This window comes from Streptomyces sp. NPDC007901 (assembly GCF_042959465.1).
Lineage (GTDB): Bacteria > Actinomycetota > Actinomycetes > Streptomycetales > Streptomycetaceae > Streptomyces.
On sequence record NZ_JBIBKW010000005.1, the window covers coordinates 1 to 19,693 of the forward strand.

Consider the following 19,693-nt stretch of genomic DNA (forward strand, 5'->3'; position numbering starts at 1 on the left):
GCGGCGTCCAGCGCGTCCTTGCGGCGGCCGGTCAGGTAGACGGTCGCGCCCTCGGCGGCGAAACGGCGGGCGATCGCCAGGCCTATACCGCTGGAAGCGCCGGTGACAAGGGCGGTCTTGCCGTCCAGCTGTCCCATGAGACTCTCCAATTTCTTAATGTAACAATTTTGGTTACATCTATGAGCGCGGGATGCGACCCCCCTCGACCGAGGGAAGTCGACGGTCCGAGGTCAGGCGGCGTTCAAGACGTCCCGCAGCACGTCCTCCAGAGTGGTCTTGGCCAGCTCCCTGCGCAGGGCGGCCTCCACATCGTCGTACACGGCGGTCATTGCCGGCCCGATGCCGTGGCCCACGACGCACTCGGGGTCCGGTGCCGCGCGATGCAGGGCGAAGACCGGTCCCGGTTCGATCGCCTGGTAGACGTCAAGCAGGGTGATCGCCGCCAGGTCCCGCGCGAGCATCCAGCCCGCCCCCGCCCCCCGCCGTGAATCGGCCAGGCCGGCCTTGCTCAGCGTGGCCAGCAGGCGGCGGATCACCACCGGGTTGGTGTTGACGCTCGTCGCGATCTGCTCGGAGGTGGCGACCTCGTGGCCACGCCGCTGATACAGCCCGATCCACGTCAGGCTGTGCACCGCGATGGTCAGCCTGCTGTTGGCACTCACGTCGGACTCCACCTCCCTCGCCCCTTCGGTGCTAGTCATAACGATAGTTGTTACAACTGCAGCAAATCCCGCGCGGCCGGCCGGACCGGCCTCGTCAGCCCGCCTGGCGCGGGTACCTGGCCTTCTTCACCCACGGTGGGACGGGCTCCCGGCTCACATTCCTGCCCCATGTCGTCGAGCACGCCGCTGCGGGCGCCGCCCGCAGCGGCGGCGAGATGCCGACCGCCGCATCCCCCGCCCCTGACGCCGGGCCGCCAGCACCTTCACCCCCACACCACAGGAGTGACGCCGGAGCCCGGCGAGTACAAGATCACGAATGGTGATGACGTCGCCGGCACCCCGAGCGGGCACCAGGACGATTTCGAGGACATCCCGCGCATCTACACCAAGACGGACATCGACGGCTTCCTCTGGCAGATCATCCCCGAAGGGCCGGGCTGCCAGCTGTCGGCCGGAAGGGACCCGAGCGGCATCGCGACGAGGGGGGAATTGGCCGCTTTCCAGAAGCACGTACAGGGGGAGCAGGTGTCCTGGGCATCGAAGCCCTCGGCGCAGAGTTGGACCACGTCGGCGTCCATGTAGCGGGTATTGAACAGCACCAGAGCGTTGAGGACCAGGCCGAGCGCGCCGATCTGGTCCTCCATGCCTTCCTGGTAGTGCCGGTGGAGCTGTCCGGCACGGCCGTGGAAGATCTTCCGGGCGAGCGCGCGGCGGCCCTCCTGCGGAGCAGGCGGCCGGTTCAGCCTGCCAGCTGCTGCAGCCATTCGCGCAGCAGAGCCGTCTCCGCCTCCCGCAGAGGTAGCCCGGCGCCCGCGGCCGGGGGCCCGGTCGTGAGCGCGGTTTGAAGTGCGGCATCGAGGGCGAGTGCGCGCGAGGCCAGGTCCGACCCGGATGAGGCGGGCGAGTTGGTGGTGATCGAGGCGATGACGGTGTCCCGCAGTCGTGCCGAAGTGGTCAGGTCCCGCTCCGAGGGCTCTTCGCCGATCAGCGCCAGCGTGGCACCGGTGGTCGCCGCGTGGATGACGCGGGTCGCCTGCTCCACCGGAACCCGAAGGCGCCCGGCGTCGGCGGCCCGGCCCAGCAGTGTCACCAGCAGGGCGTGCGTCTCGTCCGCGGCCGGGGGCCGCCGCCCGGGCTGCACGGTGCCGTACATGAGCATGTAGAACGCGGGGTGCTGCACGCCGAAGTCGACGTGCAGGTCCCAGCCGCGGTAGAGGTCGGCCACCGGGTCGTCGGGGGTCAGCGCCAGTGCCTCCCGTTTCTCGGCCAGGTACATCTCGAACCCGTAGGCGGCCAGCTCGGCCAGGAGCCCGTCCTTGTCGTCGAACATCCGGTACAGCGCGGGAGCCGTGATACCCGCGGCTGCAGCGACAGCGCGCGTGGAGACCGCCTCGCTGCCGCCCTCCTCCAAAAGCTTGGCGGCCACCTGCAGCACCTGGCGCCGCGCGGCGCGTCGTCCCTCGTTCATGGAACAACGATACCCGATTTTGCGTATCGTCGCCTTATCGGTGTTACGCTAGAAAGCGGAACGACGATCCATGCTGATGGTGGCCGACGCTGCCCGCGACACCGAGCATGCGCCACACCCTGACCTGGGCCGCCGGCCCCCCCCTGCCCGTGGAGCAGTGCGGCCGAGCGCCGCAGCGGGCAGCTCGTCGTCCGCCGGCACCACCACCGAACACGCCGCCATCGCGGCAGGAGAGGAACACCCATGTCCGATATCTCGATCGTCATCGCGTCGCACTCCGGCTACGGCCACACCGCGCAGATCGCCACGGCCGTCGCCGACGGCGCGCGCTCCATCGCCGCGACGCACGTCCACCGCGTGGACGTCGCCTCCCTCAGCGACGCCGACTGGGAACTGATGGACGCCGCGGACGCCATCATCTTCGGCACCCCCACCTACATGGGCACCGCGTCGGGGGCGTTCCACGCCTTCGCCGAGGCCAGCAGCAAGCGGTGGATGACCCGCGCCTGGAGCGACAAGCTCGCGGCGGGATTCACCAACTCCGGCTCCATGAGCGGCGACAAGCTGCACACCCTGCAGTACCTCTCGCTCCTGGCGGCCCAGCACGGAATGCTCTGGGTGAGCCTGGGTCTCCTGCCGGGCTGGAACACCACCACATCCAGCCCCCAGGACGACAACCGCCTCGGCTTCTACCTAGGCGCCGGCGCGCAGAGCTTCAACGACTCCCCCGCGGTCCACGACGCAGACCTGAACACCGCCCGCCACCTCGGCCGACGCGTCGCCGAGCACACCCGCATCCACCGCGCCGGACTGACCGCCGCAACGCACTGACACCACGGTCCGCCAGAAATTGCCTTTAGTTTCTTTCAGAGGAGTGCGTCATGCAGCATCGGACACTGGGAAGCCAGGGCCTTGAGGTCTCGGCGATCGGGTACGGCGCGATGGGCCTGACGATGGCCTACGGACCCACCGACGAGGAGGATGGTGTCGCCGCGCTGCGCCGCGCGCACGACCTGGGCGTCACCTTCTTCGACACCGCCGAGATGTACGGCTGGGGCACCGGATCCAACGAGATCCTTCTCGGCAAGGCGGTCAGGGACTTCCGCGACGACGTGGTCCTGGCCACCAAGTTCGGTGTCGACATGTCCGTGCCTCCCGAGCAGATCGGCGGCGCTCTCAACAGTCGGCCCGACAACATCCGCAAGGTCGCCGACAACAGCCTGCGCTACCTCGGCGTGGATCACATCGACGTCTTCTACCAGCACCGCGTCGACCCCGAGATGCCCATCGAGGAGGTCGCGGGCACCGTCAAGGAGCTGATCGACACGGGCAAGGTGAAGTACTTCGGCCTCAGCGAGGCCGGACCCGAGACGATCCGCAAGGCGCACGCCGTGCAGCCGGTCTCCGTCCTGCAGACCGAGTACTCCCTGTTCGAACGGGACGTCGAGCAGCTCTTCCCCACCTTGGACGAACTCGGCATCGGCTTCGTCGCCTACTCCCCCCTCGGCCGCGGGTTCATCACCGGCACCGCCAAGCCCGCCGGCCAGTACGAAGCCACCGACATGCGCAACGTCGACCCGCGTTGGCAGCCGGGCAACTTCGAGAAGAATGTCGAAGCTGTCGACCGGCTCGCCGAGCTCGCGGCGGCCAAGGGTGCCACCGTCTCCCAGCTGGCCCTGGGCTGGCTCCTGACCCGGGGCGAGCACATCGTGCCGATCCCCGGCACCCGCAGCCCGAAGCGCATCGAGGAAAACGCCGGCGCCGCCGACCTCACCCTCACCGACGCCGACATGAAGGCCATCGACGAGATCCTGCCTCAGGGCGGCTTCGGCGCCCGCTACACCGAGGGGCACGTGCCCACCTGGATCTGAGACCCACCCTGGGACAGACGAATCCGGTACGAGCGCATAGACCTCCGGCTGGTCGGCCACCGCGACCCCGCACAGATCACACAGCTCGGGCAGGATCTCGCCCTCGCCCGGTTCGTCGCTATCCTTCACCGGTCCTTCCTACCGCCGACTATCGCCGGCGCCTCGGGGAGGGGACCGCGCTTTGCCGACCGTCGTCCGCTGACGGGGGCTCAGCGATCCGCCGCGTCCTCCTGTCGGCTTGTGTTCGGTGCCAGGTGGCTGCGGAAGAAGTCGGTGGCTGCGACCGAGGCTTGAGCCAACTCGGTGGTGTACGGGCTGAAGTGCCCGCCGGAGAGCATCACCAGCTCTTTGGGATGCAGCGCCCGGTTGTAGGCGGCGAGCGCGGTGTCGGTGAGGGTGACGGTGTCCTGCTTCCCGACGATCATCAGGAGCGGGGTGGGCGAGACGCGGTCGACGAAGGTGCCCGGCTCGTACATGCGCGCCTTGCGGGTGGAGCGGACGGTGACGGAGTTGTCCCAGCGGGTGCCGTCGGGGGGCTGTTGGAGGTAGTAGCTGACGGCGTCCGGGGCCCGGTAGGAGGCGGCGACGGCAGGGCCGGCGCTGACCAAGGCCTAGGTGTGCGGTGGTTCACCGGCCAGTTGGGCGTGTTCGTCGGCGTTGAGGGCGGCTTCCAGGGCGGGGAGGTTGTCGGGGGCGACGCGGCGCCTGGACTGCTCGAAGCCGCTGATGGTGGGTACCTGGGCGACGACGGCCTTCAGGCGGCGGTCGGTGGCGCCGAGCACGAGGGCGTGTCCGCCGGCGTAGCTGGATCCCCACAGGCCGATGCGGTCGGCGTCGACTTCGGGGCGGGCTTCCAGGTAGGTGAGGGCGCGCCGCCAGTCCTCGATCTGCCGCCAGGGGTCGATGTCCTGGCGCGGGGTGCCGTCGCTGGCGCCGAAGGTGCGGTGGTCGTGGACCAGGACGGCGAAGCCGGCCCCGGTGAACAGGTCGGCGAGGCGCAGGACGGTCTGTTCTTTCACTGCGCCGTATCCGTGGGCCATGGTGATCGCGGGATGCGGGCCAGGGCCGTCGGGAAAAGAGAGCCTTCCGCGCAGGATCAGGCCGTCGGGGGCCGGGAACTCGACGTCGAGGTGGGTGGGCTGGCTCATGATTGCTTCCTCCTGGGTGGGCGTCCGGTCGGGGGAACGGGCAGGAGGCGGTAGGTGTCCTGGTGTGTGATCACGCGGCCGGCGGTGGGCGGTGCGAAGTGGGTACCCAGGACGAGGGTGTCGGTGTCGGCGAGTGAGTCGAGCAGGGTATGGCGCGAGGCCTCGGACTGTTCGGGGTCGATGTCGACGCAGGCGCCGATGGCGGGGTGGGCGAGCTGGACGGGGTGGTGGATGGAGTCGCCGGTGATCAGCGCCGTTTCGCCCTGGCTGGTGAGCTCGACGGCGAGGTGGCCGGGGGTGTGGCCGGGGGTGGGCAGCAGGCGCAAGCCGGGCGCGATCACCGCACCGTCGGGCGGGAGGTCGACGAGGTCGAGCAGGCCCGCCTGCTCGAGGGGGAGGACGGAGTCGCGGAACATCTGGCTGCGCGCCTCGTCCATGTCGCAGCCGGCCCAGAATTCCCGCTCGGTGCGGGAGGTCAGGTAGCGGGCGTGGGGGAAGGTGGGAACCCACTCACCGTTCACCTCGCGCGTGTTCCAGCCGACGTGGTCGGCGTGCAGGTGGGTGAGGATCACCAGGTCGACGGAGTCCGGGGGGAATCCGGCGGCGGCCAGGCGCTGCAGGTAGTCGGTGTCCAGGTGGTGCCAGGCGGGGTTGGCCCGTTCCTTGCCGTTGCCGATACCGGTGTCGACCAGGATGCGCAGGCCGCCGAGGGTGAACGCGAAGCTGTGGCTGGAGATGTGCAGGGTTCCCTCGTCGTCGGCGAAGTGGGGGTGCAGCCAGTCCTGCGCGGCGACGAGGTCCGGGGTGGCGCCGGGCAGCAGCCACGGTCCGGTGGCGGGGGGCAGGAGGGTCTCGTCGATGCGGTGGACGGTGACGTCACCCACGGTCCAGGAGGGGGTGGGGGTCGGGTCGGTGGCCGGTTGAGTGCTCATGATCAGTCGGTCCTCTGGGGGTGTGCAGTGGTAGATCCACGTCACGGAAATCAGGCGCCGGCCGGGCACGTTCGTCTGAAACAGCAGCCGGGTCAGACATCAGGCTCAGGCGCAGGGCAGTTCACTGAGCTGCAAGGATTAGGCCCTTGGTGGTGACGTTCGGCAGTTGGTTCATTTCGGCGAAGGCGCGCTGGTCATGGGCCGGCACCACGATCAGACCGGGGATGCGCTGCATGATCGAAACCATTTTGAGGATGTTCTGGCGGTTGCCATCGTTGTCGAAGTCTCCCAGGCGCCTGATGAGGAACGGGCGTTCCAGGCGGCGTGTGAGGCCTTCGCGCTGCCACACGAGGTCTCCGACCAGGGCGTAGCGCACCTGGTTCGGCAGTGTCACGAAGACGATGATGCTGCCCGGCGTGTGTCCGGGGGCCGGGACGCAGACGATCGAGCCGTCGCCGTACACGTCGTGGTGGCGGGGGAAGCCGAGGAAGGGTCCGCCCTCGAAGGTCAAATCCCGCCAGTTGAACGGGGTTTCCTGGAAGTAGCCGCGGAAGTTGCCGAACATCTCGTGGCTGTAGAACGCGGCTCGGTCGCGCGGGGAGACCCAGACCGGCAGGCCGGGGAAGTCGGGGATACCGCTCATGTGATCCCAGTGGGCGTGGGTCAGCAGGATCCCGGACAGCCGACTGAAGTCGTAGTCTGCTGCCTTCAGTTGGTCGGCGGCGGTCTTCCAGACGTCGTACTTGGTGATCTTCTGGAAGAAGCGGGGCATGGTGGCGATCTGCTTCGCGATGTCGCGTCCGAAGCCGGAGTCGACCAGGAGATCACCCTGCGGATGCTTGATGAGCGCGGCTCCGATGTAGAAGTCACGCTTGTCGAAGAGGGATCCGCCGGTGTACGCGTAGGCGGCGGTCCGGTGGTTGACGCCGGTCGGCACCGCGACGAGGTCCATGTCGGCCGGCGGCCTGGCCTCGGGGACCGGGATCGACGCGGGCAGAGGGGAGGGCATGGGGAGCGTGGATTTCTTCATCGTTTCGTCTCCTTTCGGTGTACCGCTTCGCTGCTGGGTGTCGGCAGGGCTGACCGTCCCATCGGATCGTTACGGGGCCGCGTGGCGGGGATCCTGGCCCGCACCGGCCGGCGCCCCTGAGAGGGGGTAGGGCCGGGAGCGGGCCCCTGTGCCGCGATGCAGACTCGGCGTTTTCAGGGCGCCTGGTGTTTGGGCCTCGAAGGTGTCGGGCGCGACGGGAGTACCGCATCGATCTTCACGATCACTTGCTGATCGCTGTTCGGGCTGGGCTATTGCTTCAGGCCGGACGGCGTTCGAGGGCACGTCGAAGGCGGCGAGGGTCAGCGAGACAGCGGTGAACCAGCCCATCAGCACGGTGAGATCGACGATGCCCTCCTGGCCGATCGTGTCCTTGGCCCGGTGGTACAGGCCGACGGGGACCACACGCGGCTGCACGAGGGTGGAGGCGAGTTCGTAGACGATCTGCTGTCGGGGGTCGACGAACGAGGTCGGGAGGCCGGCGATGAGGACTTCGACCTTCTGCGGCTTCAGGCCGCCCAGCGCCACCCCGATCTTCTCGCGTTCGTAGGTGGCGTACGCCGTAAGCCAGCGGCCGGTGACGATGTTGGTGACGATCTCGATTTCTGCCTTCGACAGCGACGAGTCCGTTTGAAAGTACGCGCCGGTCGGCACGATCGCCGTCAGCAGCCTGGGGTTGGCCAGCCAGATCTTGTGCGGGCCGGGCACCAGGCCGCGCAGCTTCAGCGTGACGTCGTAGGCGCGGCGCATGGCCGGCGGCATCTCCTCCACCGGCGTCTCCACGTAGCGGCCGAACGTCCCGAAGTCTGCGGGATCATCAAACATGGAGATTCCCTTCCTGCCGGGGCCGCTTCGGGCCCCGTCAATTTCCTGAGCTCCGTTTTCCGGCGGGCACGTCGTGGGCGTTGAGAAGGGTCCCGAGCGCCAGGTAGTGGATCGTGATGAACACGATCGCGTCGAAAGCTTCCTGTCCCAGCGTCTCGACGACGGTGTCGTACAGCGGCCCGGGCACAGGGCCTCCTGCGATCAGTGCGGTCGCGACGTCAGACGCGAGCACGTCCTCCTCGGTGAGGTCGCACGGGCGCCCGCCCGTGCACAGCGTCGCCACCTGATCCGGCCGCAGTCCGGCCCGTGATGCCAGCCTGGCGTGCGCGTACATCTCGTACGCCACGTTTGAAGCGCCCACCGATGGTCAGGATGACGACCTGCCGCGCACGCTCAGAAAGTCCGGGCAGCCGCTGGGCGAGGTCGACGAAGCGACCGAGCGGTTGCGCCAGGTCCGGGAAGTGGAGCATCACGCCCCACGGCCCGACGAACGCACCCTCGGCGTTGCGCACCTCGAAGCCCGTGTACTCGTCGGCCTCGACCATCCCGTCGAAGGCGTCGTACAGAGTCCACTGCTTGGGACTTGGTTCGGCCGGGCGGATCAGCGGTAGCCGCATCACGATCTCCCTTGTCTGACGGTGATCCGCTACTCGATGAAACGGACTACTGGTTCGGTTCGCCGGGGACGTTACGGCGGGCCGGGGTCGCTTCTGTGCCTCGGCAGCCTGACGGGTCAGGCGGTGAGTTGGGTGTCGAGCCAGTCGAAGGTGCGCTGGTGGAACAGGGACATCGCGCCCTCGTGGCAGTGTTCGCCGGCGCCTTCGTCCTCGCGGAAGAGGATCAGTTCCTTCTTGCAGGTCAGCTCGTCGAACAGGTGTTGCGGCTGTCCCTTGAAGAACTGGTCGTTCTCGGCGTCGAGGACGAGTGTCGGGCAGGTGATGCGGTCGGCGATGCCCGCCATGGTGTACGCCTCCGTGGCCTTGACCATCTCCTCGAGACCGGTCACGCCGAGGGTCCAGCGGCCGTTGCGCACGATCCACCGCACCTGGGTGTTGTGCGCCATCAGCGCCTCGATCCCGCCGGGCATCGCAGCGGCGCGGTCGGCGAGTGCGGCGACGACCACGTGGAAGTCCCAGGTGCCGTCGTGCAGCACGCAGGCGGCGAGGCGGTGCTCGAAGGCGGCCGCCCGCGCGGCGAGGTAGCCGCCCAGGCTTGTGCCGACCAGCACGAGCTGTTCGGGGTCCGCCTCGGGCACGGTGAGCGCGAAGTCGACGACCGGGGTGACCACGGCCTCCCAGTCCGGGCGGAAGTGCAGGCCCTGCTCGCGGACGGTGCTGCCCTGGCCGGGGCCGTCGAAGGCGAGGACGTTGTAGCCGCGCCGCAGTGCGCCTGCGGCCAGCGCGAAGTAGTTCTCCTCGAGGGTGGAGTCGTAGCCGCCGTGGTAGATCAGGGTGGGGCGCGGGGTGCCCGAATCGTCGACGAGGAACAGGTAGCCGGGAAGCGTGGTGTCCTCGTACGGGATGCGCAGGGCGCGGGCCGGTGTGTCGAGCAGCGCGGCCGCATCCGCGAACGTCTGCTGGGATGCCTTGGCCAGCCGCGCCGACTCGGCATCGGCGGCGGGATCCTCGCGGCGGTAGAAGTCCGCGGTCCGGTAGTAGTTGGACGCGCGCAGCAGCGCCTCCCGGGCGCTGACCCGGTGACCGGCGGCCACCGCGTCCCGGCCGATGCGCTCGACGCGCTCGGCCGTCGCGGCCCACTGGGCCGACCAGGCCTCCTCGTCACCCTCCGGGATCTGCCGGCAGGTGACCAGGACCTCGCCCAGGTCGGCACCCGCATAGCCGGCATAGCCCGCGGCACGCAGCGCCTCGAAGGAGAAGGACTCGTCGTCGTAGAGGAACTTCATCGTGTACTCCCTTCCAGGAATGGAACGGAACGGATGCGTTCCGTCTTGTTCGCCCAAGGCTAACACACGGAACGGACCCGTTCCGTTCGCTATGCTTGGGGGCATGACAGTGGAGCAGAACAAGGGCCGGCCGGCGACCGGCGGGGCGGTCCTGCGGCAGCGGGTGACCGAGGCGATCACCGAGGCGGCCCTCGCCGAACTCGCCGAGGCCGGGTATGCGCGGATGTCGATGGAGGCGGTGGCACGGCGTGCCGGCGTGGGCAAGGCCGCGCTCTACCGGCGCTGGCCCTCGAAGCAGGCGATGGTCACCGAGCTGATCCGCAGCAGGGTCGCCGACGCGATCCCGCCCGCGCCGGCCACGGGTGCCCTGCACACCGATCTGCGCGAGCTGCTCGCCACCTTCCGCAGCCAACTGTCCAATCCGCTGCTGGCCCGGATCGCAGCCGGACTGCTCGCCGAGGCCAGTCACGACGACGCGCTGGCGGAGGGGATCTACACCGCAGTGACCGCACCGCGGCGGGCTGCGGCGCGCGCGATACTGCAGGGCGCGATCGACCGCGGCGAACTCCCGCCCGGGCTGGACCTGGAACTCGGCACCGATCTGCTGATCGCCCCGCTCGCATTCCGTGTGCTGGTCCTACAGGGCCGCAGCGACGACGAGTATCTGGAAACGCTGACCAACGCGATCGAGGCGGCGTTGAGAGCGGCCATCCGCTAACCGACGGGCGAACGGCGGACTTCGACGGCGGGCGTGTGCTGCCATTGATCCCGCTTTGCGCAAAGTCGCCATTTAGCGACGTTATGTGAACACCCTGGTCGGCGCGCCGCGATGATACGCCGTACGGGTACACGGGATCCCTAGTCGGCAGCTTCGATGAAGTCGTCGCGCGTGAAATCCACGTCGAGCATCGGGTCGTACGCCTCGGGCACGATCGATGCCGCCCTCGCCAGCAAAAACCCCGCGTTCAGATGGGTGGCCGTCGCAACGGCACGACGTTGTCGGTGGCAGACAGGCCCTGTGCTGAGCGGCCGTCTTCTGCGGTGAGGACGGCGCTGGCGAGGGTGAGCCTGGTGAGACTGAGGGGCTCCACGTCCTCGACGTGGAGCCCCTCACTGCAAGCGGATCATGGAAGGCTCAGTCGCGCAGCAGCTCGTGCTGCCATTCGCTCTCCGGCTGATGGTGCAGGTCAAGGTATGCCTGGGCGAGCACGGCCGGATCGAAACGCGTTTCACCGCCGCCGATCGCTCCGGCAATGGTGACACTGGTCGCATGCACGCCCGTTCCCGCCAGCTGTGCATGCAGTGCTTGTACGTACGCGCGAAGCGCGGCCTTGCCGACGGACAGCGACGCGAATTGCGGGTGGGGGGACAGCGCGAGACCGCCGCCTGTGAACAGCAGGCTCCCGCGGCCCTCACGCAGTACGGGCAGGACGGCGTCGGCCGCGACCCTGGCACCCAGGACATTGACGGCCAGAGCATGGGCCCAGTCCTGGTCGTCACCGCCGAGTGGTGAGTCCTGGCGCAACACACCGGTGTTGTACACCAGCACATCGGGAGCGCCGAGCTCCGTGAATGCGGTGTCCAGTGCGGAGCGCAGGTTGTCAGGGTCCGCCGCGTCCGTGGCATACCCGCGCACTTCCTGGCCGGAGGAGGCGAGTTCGGTCGCGTAGGTCTCCAGCTTCACCTTGTCACGGGCGAACATCGCGACCGGGTGCCCGGCGTGGGCGAAAGTGCGGGCGAGCGCGAGGCCGAGGCCCGGACCGACACCGACGATTGCTGCGGTTCCAAGGGTCATGGTGTCCCGTTCTTCACATAGGTGCTGCATCGGTGCCCCACATCGAGCCGACGGGGTGCTCCCAAATGGGTACGTTAAGAGGTACGTTCGCGCCCTAGCGATTACCGCAAGGATGGTTGACCTCCCCTTATTCCCTCTGCACGGGTTCGATGGCGTGGGGTCGGCGGACAGAGCGCCCAGCGATGGCAGCCGCCTGAAGGAGCCGCGCGAGGCTTTAGCCCTGCGGGGCGGATCGTCGCGCTGCCAAGTAGTCGGACCAGTTCCCGCCGGGGAGGGTGGCCTGGCGTTCGGCTGTCTTGGGGTGGATGCCGAGCAGGTCGACGATGACCATGGGCGGCAGGGCGGCCATCATGAACGGGCGTTCCGCGCTGCGCGGGTGGGCAGACCGTGATGTCTCAGTCTGCCGACGCGAGTGTCCAGGGCTGTGATCGGGCGGTATCCACACCCGGCCGTGTGGCTGTGCCGGGGGTTGATTGTGTGCGGCACGCATGTGAGGCGCCCCCGCTCTCTCCGGGTTCACGGACGCGCCGCAGCTCGCGGACGTGTCGGACTGATGGTGCGGCGCATCGACCGCAACGACGACAACGGCGCGTTCCAGGACGCGATCCGCGGGCGGGTCGACCGCGACCGGTGCGTATGGGCTCCGTCAGGGCTTGGGCAGTTGCAGGCCCGGCACCTGCGGGTGCCGCAAGTACTGGCCGCCGCCATAGACGCGCAGGGTGAAGGTCTCCGAGCCCGGGGTGCCGGCCAACAGGCGTCCATCATGTGCGCGATCCGTGCCCGCAGTTTCACCGCTGATCAACCTCCGCGACGAACGCACGATCTCCTTCACCGTCGGTGCCGTGCTGTGCCTGCACGACTGGGTTCCCCTGGCCAAAATCCACCGGGCGCGCTGACAGCAGGACCTCAGGCCGTCCGGGCCGCCGCAGCGGCCCCGGCGACGAGAACGAGGTGAGGAGATGTGTCACCTGATGACCACCAGGTGACCGCTGTCCGCACGGCACTTTGTCAAAGTCCAGGGAATGCTTGGAGAGCGTCACGGCGAGCGATCAGCCGCCGACACGCCGCGCGCACTACCTCGACCGCACCGGAAGGAATCTCACGCCATGACCGCGACCGCGCCCAAGGCTCCGACTGCACCAGGGGTGCGGTCCTGGTGGGGAATCCCGTACGCCACCGCCGAGTGATACCGCCGCCCCGTGGTCGCGGACTTCGCTCCGGACCGTCTCTATGACCGCAAGGGCGTCGTCTCCGTCCAGCCCGATGCCGGCGACTGGCTCGAAGCAGACAGCGGGACGGGCGAGGACTGCCTGAACCTGAACGTGTGGGCTCCCGAGCAGCCGGCCGGGAAGGCGCTTCCGGTGGCCGTGTACATCCATGGCGGCGGATTCGAGTACGGCGCGAACACGCAGACCACCTCGAACGCCGCCGGTCTCGCCGCGACGGGGCGCGTGGTGAGCGTCTCGGTCAACTACCGGCTCGGCGCCCTGGGCGCGCTCTCGCTCTCCCAGTACGGCGGGCGGCTCGCCGAGGCCAGCAACCTGGGTCTGCAGGACGTCATCGCCGCGCTCACCTGGGTCAAGCAGAACATCGCCTCCTTCGGTGGCGACCCCGACGAGGTCACCGTCTTCGGCCACAGCGCCGGCGCCTACTCCACCCTCGGGCTGCTCGGGGCCTCCTCCGCGGACGGCCTGTACCGGCGACTGGCCGGGTTCTCCGGCGCGCCCTCGCGTCTCGTCCCGGCCTGGTGGGCCGAGGAACTCGCGGAGCGGTTCGTCACCGAACTCGGTGTCGCGGGCAACCCCGACAAGCTGATCGATCTCGACGCCGCCTCCCTGGTGGCCGCCCTGCACACGGTCTGTCCGACGGACCTCGGAGTCCGCGGCGGGATGGACAACCAGAGCCTCGGCGTCGTCCTGGACGCCGGACAGCCCGGCGGGGTGGTGCACGCCCACCCCCTGGACGTCCTGGCCTCGGGCTCGCACCGGGACATCGACGTACTCCTGAGCACGGCCAGTGACGAGATGGGCTGGTGGGTGGCGAACGACCTCGACCGGTTCGACCCGCACACCGTCGAGCGCGTCACCGACGAATTCGCGGGGTGGCGCATTCCCCGCTCCCGCGCCAAGAAGATCGTCGACATCTACGACCAGGGCGGCCGCAGCCCTGCCGAGGTCCGCGCCGCGGCCCTGACGGACTACATCTTCACGCTCCCCGCCGCCCGCGGCGCTCTGGCCCACGCCGCCGCGGGCGGCAACGCCCATCTCCTCGCGATCGGGCCCGCCGAGGGCGCGCCTGCCGTGCACGGCACCGAGATGTACGCCCTGGTCGGCCAGGAAAAGCCGGGCCGCAGCCCCGAACAAGCCGACCGTGACACGCGTATCCGCGACATCGTCCTCGACTTCGTCACCGGCGAGCAGAGGCGTCTGTGGCCCGCCGTCACGGACCGGCCCACCTCGGGAAGTATCGGCAGCCTTCCCTACGAGCCCGGCGCCCACTATCAGGAGGTCCTCGACCTGTTCGAGAACATCGCCCGCCCCTGACGGCCGTCGGACGATACGCAACAGCGCACCAGGGAGTAGGGAACTCGACATGAGCCAACCGTCAGCAGCCGGTGACACCGCACCGGGGACGATGCGGGCCGTCGTCGTCACCCGGCCCGGCGGCCTCGACGCACTGGAGATCCAGGATGTGCCGGTGCCCGTACGCAAGCCCGGCTGGGTGCGGATCAGGGTGAAGGCCTTCGGCGTCAACGAGTCCGAGGTCACCACCCGCAAGGGGGAGTCGGACTCGGAGGTCACCTACCCGCGTGTGCCCGGCATCGAGGGCGTCGGCGTGGTCGATGAGGCCGACAAGGACGGTTCGCTGCGGCCGGGCCAGCAGGTAGCCACGATGATGGGCGGCATGGGCCGCTCGTACGACGGCGCGTACGCCCAGTACGTGACCGTCCCCTCGGCGCAGGTCATCCCGTTCGAGACCGGCCTGCCGTGGGAGGTCGTCGGTGCGCTGCCGGAGATGTTCCAGACCGCCTACGGATCGCTGACCACCGGCCTGGACCTCAAGGCCGGGCAGACGCTGCTGATCCGCGGCGGCACCTCCACGGTGGGGCTGAGCGCGGCCACGATCGCGAAGGACCTCGGAGCCACCGTGCTGTCCACCACCCGCACCCCGGAAAGGGCTCGGGACCTGCGGGCCGCGGGCGTGGACCATCCCCTCGTCGACAGCGGCACGATCGCCGACCAGGTGCGCGAGCTGATGCCGGAGGGCGTCGACGCCGTACTGGAGCTGGTGGGCTGCTCGGTACTCGCCGACACCCTCGACGCCGTCCGCCGGCACGGCACGGTCTGCTTCACCGGAGCCCTGGCGGGCCAGTGGACGATTCCCGACTTCAGCCCGTTCATGATCCCGGGCGGGGTGCGGCTGACGTCCTACGGCGGTCAGGCCGCAGACCTCCCGGCCGACGTCTTCGCCCACCAGCTCCAGGCCATCGCCACAGGGCGCCTCAAAGTCCCGGTCGCGAAGGTCTACCACGGCCTGGAACAGGTCCGTGACGCCCAGGCCGACGTCGAGTCCGGCACCACGCCGGGCAAGCACGTCGTCGTCCTGGACGACTGAGACCCGGGCAACCGAGAAACGACAACCAATCACTTCCGATGTGCGAGGGCCGACAACGTAAGCGCCGGTGAGCACGAAATCCTGACACCGCGTGAGGCGCAAGGGGCGCCCGTGCCTGCCCCACCAGGCACCTGTTCCCCTTGCCAGGAGCTCTGATTCGTCAGCAGGATGCGCCCATTGGTGACAAGGGCGGCCGGCGCCGTTTGGGGAATGTTCGAGCAGGGCTGCCGCCGGTCCGGGGACCTCAGCGTGTTCGAGGGAAAAGCCGCTCGACAGCGGTCACCACCGCGGCGCGGCGGGCGGCGGTGGTGGGGTCCACGGCGTGTGTGGCGGCGGCCTCGCTGAGTTCGGGTTGCGACGCCCAGGTCATGGCGATCTGGTTGACCAGGGCGAGGACGTCGGCCGGGTCCCAGGCAGGGTCGAGCTGTCCAGCTTGCTGCACCTGGCGGAGCTGGTCGATTTTGCGGGCGATCACTGCCTGGTCGGGATCGTCGGCAACGGCTCTGGTGCCCGGCAGTTCGAGGCGGCCCCAGGTGATCAGGCGGTGGTGGTCTGGACGGGCGACGAAGTAGTCGAACAGCCGGCCCGCATAGCCAGGCAGGTCGTACGGGTCCATCTGGGTGGCCTCGGCGATGACGACGTACTCCCGCGCAGCGACAGCGGCATAGAGCGCATCTTTGCTGCGGAAGTAGGCATAGACGCGTTCTTTGCTGGTCTTGGCGAGCTTGGCGATGCGGTCCACGCGCGCGCCGGCAATGCCGTGGCGAGCGAACTCCTCCATGGCAGCGGTAAGGATGCGCTCGCGCGTGGTGTCGCCGCCGCCGGCGGCTCCTGCGGGCGCTGCGGTCTGGTCGGAGTCGCGGGACTGGGACATAGACCCAGGATAGAGCACCGAACCGTTTGGTTTGGCGTCCGGGCGATCGCCGCGTAGAGTCAAACGGAACAGTTCGGTTTGACCTCTGCGGGTGAAACCGGCGAAACACTGAGGGAGTGAACTCATGCAGCACCGCAATCTGGGCTCTCAGGGCCTGCGCGTCTCGGCGCTCGGCCTGGGGACCATGGGCATGTCCATGGCCTACGGCGCCTCGAACGACGACGAGGGCCTCGCGACCATCCGCCGCGCCCACGAACTCGGGATCGACTTCTTCGACACCGCCGAGCTGTACGGCGCCGGTACCGGCAGCAACGAGATCCTCCTGGGCAAGGCGGTCAAAGACTTCCGCGACGAGGTGGTCCTCGCCACCAAGTTCGGCTTCGACATGACCGCCCCGGCGCTCAGCCCCGGCTTCAACAGCCGCCCGGAAAACATCCGCAAGGTCGCCGAGAACAGCCTGCGCTACCTGCAGAGCGACCACATCGACCTCTTCTACCAGCACATCTCCGACCCCGCCGTTCCGGTCGAGGAGGTCGCCGGCGTGGTCGGCGAACTGATCACCGAAGGCAAGGTGAAGTACTTCGGCCTGAGCAACGTCGGCCCCCAGTACATCCGCCGCGCCCACGCCGTCACCCCGGTCTCCGTGCTCCAGTACGAGTACTCACTCTTCGAGCGAGAGGTCGAGGAAAAGATCCTTCCCGTTCTACGGGAACTCGGCATCGGCCTGGTGCCCTACTCCCCGCTCGGCCGCGGCTTCCTCACCGGCCAGGTCAAGCCCGCCAGCGAATACCCCGCGGACGACATGCGCAGCTGGGACGAGCGTTGGCAGGGCGAGAACTACACGTACAACGTGAACGCCATCGAACAGCTCAAGAAGCTGGCCGACACCAAGGGCATAACCACCGCCCAACTCGCGCTGGCCTGGCTGCTCGCCCAGGGCGAGGATGTCGCACCCATTCCCGGCACCCGCAGCACCAAGCGCATGGAGGAGAACGCCGGCGCCACCGACGTCCAGCTCTCCGCCGCCGATCTGGCCCGAATCGCCGAGATCCTTCCCCACGGCTCGGCAGGCGGCCGCCTCCCGGCCGCGATGCTGTCCAGCTTCACCACCGACTGAACCGCCCCTCCACGCGGCCCGCACGGGCCAGCCGACAGCAGCCGGTGACGCCGCACAGGCAACGATGCGGGTCATCATCGTCAACCGGCCCGGCGGCCGAGAATGGTAAGTGAATCGACTTGCTTCACGCGGTCCGTGCCGAAGTGAAGCTCGCACCCGATGAACGCGGCGTCCGAGTCGGCCTGACGATCACTGCAACTACACCCCGGAGAGCGGAACCCCTATGAGAATCCGACTGACCGCCGGAGAGACCGTCCTCACCGCAACCCTCGACGACAATGCGACGGCACGCGACTTCGCCTCGCTGCTTCCGCTGACTCTGCGGATGGATGACCTGTTCAAGCGCGAGAAGTACGGTCACCTGTCCCGGTCTCTCGCCGTGGGAGGCGAGCCGCGGTTCGGCTACGGGATCGGCGACATCGCCTACTGGTCACCCGGTCCCGACATCGCCCTCTTCTATGCCCACGACGGCCAGTCCATCCCCGACCCCGGCATCGTCATCCTCGGCCAAATCGACTCGGGGGCCGATGCCTTCAAGAAGTACGACGGCACGGTCGACGTCACCATCGAGGCCATCGACTGAGCCCCGCCCGGAAACCACCGAGAACCGTCAGCCGGCCTCGCCGGCCGCGAAGGCGGCCGGGGTGAGGCCGGTGCGGTCGCGGAAGAAGCGGCCGAAGTTGGCGGGATCACTGAAGCCGAGGTGGACGGCCACAGCCCGGGCATCCCACCGGGCAACTCCCAGCAGGCGCCGGGCTTCCAGCAGGCGCCGCTCGTCGATGAGCTCGCGTACACCCTTGCCGGTGGCGTCCCGGGCGGCACGGCTTAGGGTGCGGACCGAGCAGCCGAGCAACTCGGCGTAGTCCGCGGCTTGGTGGAGCTCGCGAAAGTGCAGCTCCAAGGCGTCCAGGAAGCGTCCGTACCGGTCGGCGCGGCCCGCGTGGGCCGTGGCAGTGCCGATGGGGGCGATGCCCGGGGAGTTGGCCAGGCGCAGCAGCAGTGATTCGAGCAGGCTGCGCCGCAGGGCGTGGTGGATGTCGAGGGGGCGGCGCCCCAGTGCGCGGTGTTCGTCCAGGAGCTGGAGTGCGGTCTGCCGGAGCCAGGCGGTGTCGTCGGGGTGCGGGGTCAGCACGGCAGGGGCCTCGTGCGCGGTGAGTGGGGCCAGGAGACGGGCGAGGTCGGGCCGCAGCACGTCCGGTTCGAACAGGATGAACGGGCCGCGGGCCGCGCCGGGCGGATGCCAGCACTGGGCATGCCCGGGACGCACCCACAGCCACTGACCGGGCGCGACGGTCCGCGTGACGTGGTCGACGTCATGCAGCAGCTCACCCTCGGTGACGGCGATGAGGTAGTGGAAGGTGGCGCGGCCCGGACGGGGCGGGTTCCACGGCCAGTCGTCGTGGTGGGCGAAGAAGTCCTCGACGGTACTTACCTCAAGGCCGTACGGGGTACCGACCGGAGGCTGGAAAGCGAACAGCGGAACCGCGGCCGGACCGGCCGCGCTTCCGCTCGGGCCGGGGTGTCGCTTGTCGACCATCACGTGTCCGCAGCCTACCGCCCTTCTGCTCGGCTGCGGCGGAAGGATGGACGTGCCACCGCGCCCGCGCGGCGCACCCTCCGCGTCCTTCGATGCCACAGTCCGTCACCACCTGAGGAAGGCAACGCCCCATGAACGGATCGGCCCTGCACAAGACCGCCGCCGAATGCGCGGAGGAACTCCCGGGATCCCAGCTGGAGCACCCCTTCGGCCCCGACTGGGAGGTCTACAAGGTGCGCGGCAAGGTGTTCATGCTGATGACCGAAGTCCCGGGGCGGCCCGTCGTGATCCTCAAAGCGGACCCCGGCGAGGCCCACGCCCTGCGGGAGCAATACAGCCACATCACCCCCGGCTACCACATGAACAAGAAGCACTGGATCACCCTGGAGAGCGGAGAAGGCGTCGACAAGGAGTTCGTCAGGGAGCTCGTCACCGACTCCTACCGGCTCGTCGTCGCCCACCTGCCCAAGGCCCAGCAGCCTGTCGACCCGCACACCTACGGCACCGGCACGCGGGCGGCCCGGTGAGCGCGGCCGGTGACCGGCTCCAGGACATCGCCCGCCAGGCGGCCCTGTCCCTCCCCGACGTCAGCCACGGCTACCCCTTCACTCCGGGACTCGACGTATACAAGGTCGCCGGCAAGGTGTTCCTGATCGTCACCGACGACCCGGACGACCAGATCATCACGGTCAAGTGCGAGCCCGAGCACGCGCGGGCACTGGAGCGTGGCCACGCCTCGATCACGCCGGGCCGCTATCTCGACAAGCGCCACTGGATCTCACTGGGGCCGGGACCCGGCGTCACCGAACGGCTGATCACCGACGCGGTCGAGGATTCCTACGACCTGGCCGCCGAGCAGTTGCCGAGAGGCAACCGCCCCAGAGCCCGATGAGCCCCG

Annotated in this window: 24 protein-coding genes and 1 pseudogene; 9 read left to right on the top strand and 16 right to left on the bottom strand. The window is 68.9% G+C overall.

Annotated features, from left to right (window positions below):
• The 4 genes and pseudogenes from ACFZDK_RS17720 to ACFZDK_RS17735 all read right to left on the bottom strand — a co-directional run.
• On the bottom strand, window positions 1-137 hold a 137-nt coding region (locus ACFZDK_RS17720), incomplete at its 3' end, for an SDR family NAD(P)-dependent oxidoreductase (RefSeq protein WP_390974225.1).
• 93 nt (window positions 138-230) lie between these two features.
• Complete coding sequence (locus ACFZDK_RS17725; RefSeq protein WP_390973438.1) at window positions 231-662, bottom strand: Rrf2 family transcriptional regulator; 432 nt, start codon at window positions 660-662, stop codon at window positions 231-233.
• A gap of 527 nt (window positions 663-1,189) precedes the next feature.
• A pseudogene (locus ACFZDK_RS17730) lies at window positions 1,190-1,384 on the bottom strand (Tn3 family transposase); the annotation flags it as partial.
• 17 nt (window positions 1,385-1,401) lie between these two features.
• Window positions 1,402-2,130 carry a TetR family transcriptional regulator gene (locus tag ACFZDK_RS17735; protein ID WP_390973439.1) on the bottom strand — a complete coding sequence of 243 codons (729 nt, stop codon included), beginning with the start codon at window positions 2,128-2,130 and terminating at the stop codon, window positions 1,402-1,404.
• A 243-nt stretch (window positions 2,131-2,373) separates the two neighbouring features.
• Here ACFZDK_RS17735 and ACFZDK_RS17740 point away from each other — a divergent pair, with 243 nt between their 5' ends.
• Together ACFZDK_RS17740 and ACFZDK_RS17745 are read left to right on the top strand one after the other, a co-directional pair.
• Window positions 2,374-2,961, top strand: a complete 588-nt coding sequence (locus ACFZDK_RS17740) for an NAD(P)H-dependent oxidoreductase (RefSeq protein ID WP_390973440.1) — start codon at window positions 2,374-2,376, stop codon at window positions 2,959-2,961.
• A 50-nt stretch (window positions 2,962-3,011) separates the two neighbouring features.
• Window positions 3,012-4,001 (top strand): aldo/keto reductase, encoded by a 990-nt coding sequence (locus ACFZDK_RS17745; RefSeq protein ID WP_390973441.1) that lies wholly within the window; start codon window positions 3,012-3,014, stop codon window positions 3,999-4,001.
• Window positions 4,002-4,210: 209 nt separating this feature from the next.
• On the opposite strand, the gene ACFZDK_RS17750 is transcribed toward ACFZDK_RS17745, so the two are convergent.
• The 7 genes from ACFZDK_RS17750 to ACFZDK_RS17780 form a co-directional block, all read right to left on the bottom strand.
• Window positions 4,211-4,609 carry a hypothetical protein gene (locus tag ACFZDK_RS17750; protein ID WP_390973442.1) on the bottom strand — a complete coding sequence of 133 codons (399 nt, stop codon included), beginning with the start codon at window positions 4,607-4,609 and terminating at the stop codon, window positions 4,211-4,213.
• Window positions 4,610-4,612: 3 nt separating this feature from the next.
• Entirely contained in the window at window positions 4,613-5,149 is a 537-nt protein-coding gene (locus ACFZDK_RS17755; protein ID WP_390973443.1) for a CocE/NonD family hydrolase, read from the bottom strand.
• The gene (locus tag ACFZDK_RS17760; protein WP_390973444.1) at window positions 5,146-6,081 is read right to left on the bottom strand and encodes an MBL fold metallo-hydrolase; all 936 of its coding nucleotides are present in this window, start codon (window positions 6,079-6,081) and stop codon (window positions 5,146-5,148) included. Before ACFZDK_RS17760 ends, ACFZDK_RS17755 begins: the two co-directional genes overlap by 4 nt.
• A 121-nt stretch (window positions 6,082-6,202) precedes the next feature.
• On the bottom strand, window positions 6,203-7,111 hold the full coding sequence (locus ACFZDK_RS17765) for an MBL fold metallo-hydrolase (protein WP_390973445.1): 909 nt from the start codon (window positions 7,109-7,111) through the stop codon (window positions 6,203-6,205).
• Between the two features lie 69 nt (window positions 7,112-7,180).
• A complete protein-coding gene (locus tag ACFZDK_RS17770) occupies window positions 7,181-7,954 on the bottom strand; it encodes a carboxymuconolactone decarboxylase (RefSeq protein WP_390973447.1) in 774 nt (257 codons plus the stop codon).
• Between the two features lie 37 nt (window positions 7,955-7,991).
• The gene (locus ACFZDK_RS17775; protein WP_390973448.1) at window positions 7,992-8,300 is read right to left on the bottom strand and encodes a hypothetical protein; all 309 of its coding nucleotides are present in this window, start codon (window positions 8,298-8,300) and stop codon (window positions 7,992-7,994) included.
• Window positions 8,301-8,687: 387 nt separating this feature from the next.
• Window positions 8,688-9,857: an alpha/beta fold hydrolase gene (locus ACFZDK_RS17780; protein ID WP_390973449.1), complete on the bottom strand. Its 1,170-nt coding sequence runs from the start codon at window positions 9,855-9,857 to the stop codon at window positions 8,688-8,690.
• Between the two features lie 103 nt (window positions 9,858-9,960).
• Between ACFZDK_RS17780 and ACFZDK_RS17785 the strand changes: the two genes are divergently transcribed.
• Entirely contained in the window at window positions 9,961-10,575 is a 615-nt protein-coding gene (locus tag ACFZDK_RS17785; RefSeq protein WP_390973450.1) for a TetR/AcrR family transcriptional regulator C-terminal ligand-binding domain-containing protein, read from the top strand.
• 417 nt (window positions 10,576-10,992) lie between these two features.
• Here ACFZDK_RS17785 and ACFZDK_RS17790 read toward each other — a convergent pair whose 3' ends face one another.
• The 3 genes from ACFZDK_RS17790 to ACFZDK_RS17800 form a co-directional block, all read right to left on the bottom strand.
• The gene (locus ACFZDK_RS17790) at window positions 10,993-11,652 is read right to left on the bottom strand and encodes an SDR family NAD(P)-dependent oxidoreductase (protein ID WP_390973451.1); all 660 of its coding nucleotides are present in this window, start codon (window positions 11,650-11,652) and stop codon (window positions 10,993-10,995) included.
• 214 nt (window positions 11,653-11,866) lie between these two features.
• Window positions 11,867-12,004, bottom strand: a complete 138-nt coding sequence (locus tag ACFZDK_RS17795; RefSeq protein WP_180292669.1) for a hypothetical protein — start codon at window positions 12,002-12,004, stop codon at window positions 11,867-11,869.
• Window positions 12,005-12,298: 294 nt separating this feature from the next.
• Window positions 12,299-12,484: a hypothetical protein gene (locus ACFZDK_RS17800; protein WP_390973453.1), complete on the bottom strand. Its 186-nt coding sequence runs from the start codon at window positions 12,482-12,484 to the stop codon at window positions 12,299-12,301.
• Between the two features lie 367 nt (window positions 12,485-12,851).
• Here ACFZDK_RS17800 and ACFZDK_RS17805 point away from each other — a divergent pair, with 367 nt between their 5' ends.
• Together ACFZDK_RS17805 and ACFZDK_RS17810 are read left to right on the top strand one after the other, a co-directional pair.
• Window positions 12,852-14,195, top strand: a complete 1,344-nt coding sequence (locus ACFZDK_RS17805) for a carboxylesterase family protein (protein ID WP_390973454.1) — start codon at window positions 12,852-12,854, stop codon at window positions 14,193-14,195.
• A gap of 49 nt (window positions 14,196-14,244) precedes the next feature.
• The gene (locus ACFZDK_RS17810; protein WP_390973455.1) at window positions 14,245-15,267 is read left to right on the top strand and encodes a zinc-binding dehydrogenase; all 1,023 of its coding nucleotides are present in this window, start codon (window positions 14,245-14,247) and stop codon (window positions 15,265-15,267) included.
• 244 nt (window positions 15,268-15,511) lie between these two features.
• Here the strand turns inward: ACFZDK_RS17810 and ACFZDK_RS17815 are convergent, their stop codons facing one another.
• Window positions 15,512-16,141 (bottom strand): TetR family transcriptional regulator, encoded by a 630-nt coding sequence (locus ACFZDK_RS17815; protein ID WP_390973457.1) that lies wholly within the window; start codon window positions 16,139-16,141, stop codon window positions 15,512-15,514.
• Window positions 16,142-16,265: 124 nt separating this feature from the next.
• On the opposite strand from ACFZDK_RS17815, the gene ACFZDK_RS17820 reads away from it, so the two are divergent.
• Both ACFZDK_RS17820 and ACFZDK_RS17825 read left to right on the top strand, forming a co-directional pair.
• On the top strand, window positions 16,266-17,258 hold the full coding sequence (locus ACFZDK_RS17820) for an aldo/keto reductase (protein WP_390973459.1): 993 nt from the start codon (window positions 16,266-16,268) through the stop codon (window positions 17,256-17,258).
• 223 nt (window positions 17,259-17,481) lie between these two features.
• Window positions 17,482-17,841, top strand: a complete 360-nt coding sequence (locus tag ACFZDK_RS17825; RefSeq protein WP_390973460.1) for a cyclophilin-like fold protein — start codon at window positions 17,482-17,484, stop codon at window positions 17,839-17,841.
• 27 nt (window positions 17,842-17,868) lie between these two features.
• Here ACFZDK_RS17825 and ACFZDK_RS17830 read toward each other — a convergent pair whose 3' ends face one another.
• The gene (locus tag ACFZDK_RS17830; protein WP_390973461.1) at window positions 17,869-18,798 is read right to left on the bottom strand and encodes a helix-turn-helix domain-containing protein; all 930 of its coding nucleotides are present in this window, start codon (window positions 18,796-18,798) and stop codon (window positions 17,869-17,871) included.
• Between the two features lie 128 nt (window positions 18,799-18,926).
• Here ACFZDK_RS17830 and ACFZDK_RS17835 point away from each other — a divergent pair, with 128 nt between their 5' ends.
• Both ACFZDK_RS17835 and ACFZDK_RS17840 read left to right on the top strand, forming a co-directional pair.
• Window positions 18,927-19,322 carry an MmcQ/YjbR family DNA-binding protein gene (locus ACFZDK_RS17835; protein ID WP_390973463.1) on the top strand — a complete coding sequence of 132 codons (396 nt, stop codon included), beginning with the start codon at window positions 18,927-18,929 and terminating at the stop codon, window positions 19,320-19,322.
• Window positions 19,319-19,687, top strand: coding sequence for an MmcQ/YjbR family DNA-binding protein (locus ACFZDK_RS17840; RefSeq protein ID WP_390973465.1), 369 nt, complete (start codon window positions 19,319-19,321; stop codon window positions 19,685-19,687). The genes ACFZDK_RS17835 and ACFZDK_RS17840 overlap by 4 nt, the downstream gene beginning before the upstream one ends.
• Window positions 19,688-19,693: the final 6 nt, after the last annotated feature.